Annotated in this window: 1 protein-coding gene; it reads left to right on the forward strand. The window is 59.3% G+C overall.

The features are described 5' to 3' along the window. On the forward strand, window positions 1–263 hold a 263-nt coding region (locus F0L46_RS25575; protein ID WP_149822412.1), incomplete at both ends, for an aldehyde dehydrogenase family protein.

A 263-nucleotide genomic window follows, 5' to 3' on the forward strand; every position in this document is an offset into this window, starting at 1 on the left:
GGTGGTTGTGTCATCCTCAAGCCTGCACCAGAGGTGCTGCGCATCGCTGAGGTCTTCGTAGACATCATGCGCGAGGCCGGGGTGACCGAGGATCTCCTGACCTTGGCCAATGCAGATGAGGAAGATGCGGGCAAGCGCCTGATCAGCCACCCAGATGTGGAATCCGTGATCCTCACCGGTGCCTCCGAAACCGCGAAGCTCTTCCGCGGATGGAAGCCAAAGATGGTGATCAACGCGGAGACCTCCGGTAAGAACGCCATCAT

It is taken from the genome of Salinarimonas soli, from assembly GCF_008386575.1.
GTDB lineage: Bacteria > Pseudomonadota > Alphaproteobacteria > Rhizobiales > Beijerinckiaceae > Salinarimonas_A > Salinarimonas_A soli.